The sequence below is a fragment of the Marinobacterium weihaiense genome (genome assembly GCF_019061305.1).
Lineage (GTDB): Bacteria > Pseudomonadota > Gammaproteobacteria > Pseudomonadales > Balneatricaceae > Marinobacterium > Marinobacterium weihaiense.
In genome coordinates this window covers 1-1,065 of sequence record NZ_JAHQZT010000066.1, presented here as the reverse complement: position 1 = coordinate 1,065, position 1,065 = coordinate 1, and the positions used below count along the sequence as shown (strand labels likewise).

The window sequence follows — 1,065 nt, the reverse complement described above, 5'->3', positions numbered from 1 at the left end:
GTTGGTTAAAAGAGGCGGACGTGCGCATTTTATGAGCCCTAGCACAGAGAAAATGCAGTCTTAATGGCGCTGGAGGGACTTGTTCATACGTTCCCAAGCCGATCATATCAAGCCGCCTACTAAACTGGAACGCGTGCTGATCGCCTTATTGACCAGAGGGAGCTTGAACAGGCTTGAGGCCGAGAAGGCCCCCGTCTTTGATCATGCGCTGAATAGCACCATGTCATGTGAACTTGGCCGCCGCCTGGACCTGACCTTCAGCAGCACGCCGGAAAAGTGCATTGGGTACTCTGGCCAATCCCTCCATTACAACCGCTATCGCCTCCTCCCTGGAAGCATTGAGCCAGCACAGAAGGCTGTGAACGAAATGCGCCTCAAACGTGGTGCATTCCCTGTTGTATGGCCTGCTGGCGCTGATCCAGAACAAGCCGCTTGATGGCTAAAGCCGGGCCTTCGGGTCCGGCTGTATGGGAGGATCCATGCTGCTGAATAAACTACTTCGGCGCGGGGATCAGCTTTCCATTGAGTCAGGCCGCCTAAAGCTGATCCCGAAATCAGGCAAACAGGCTGCTGCTGATGGGTGGCTGACCGATAACTTCGAGCAGTTGCTATCAGAGATCGTGGCGGTCACCGGTACCCGTGCTTTCGTTTACCACGGATATTCCAGGGGCAAGTATGGCCGAAGTAAAGCAGGAGGTGTGACTCTGAATCTGACAAATGTCGATAAAGGCGAGCAGGCTTTTTGCATATACAACGTGAATGTCACGAGGGATAAAAACACCCGGCATGGCGAGAAAGGCTCCATGCTTCCTGCCGGTCATTTCAACCCACCCAAAGGAGGCGATTTTATCCTGTTCTGGAAACGTTGTGGGCTTAAGCTCCCAAGGAGGCTGTCATCTTTCCATGACTACATGGGCAAGCTACGCCGGATCATTTTCACAGCAGATTATGCTGAAGACGAAAAGGTTGATAAGTGTCGCATCCCGGATGATCATATAAGCCAAAGGCGTTATCCTTGGTTCGTCGCTCGCGACATCATGTACCACGCCATTGAGCAATTCATCC

At 52.7% G+C, this 1,065-nt stretch carries 1 protein-coding gene; it reads left to right on the top strand.

Translation table 11 applies throughout. The annotated features are described in order from the left end of the window. Positions 1-479: 479 nt before the first annotated feature. Positions 480-1,065, top strand: a 586-nt coding sequence (locus KTN04_RS16575) for a hypothetical protein (RefSeq protein WP_217336332.1), incomplete at its 3' end; no start/stop codon positions are given.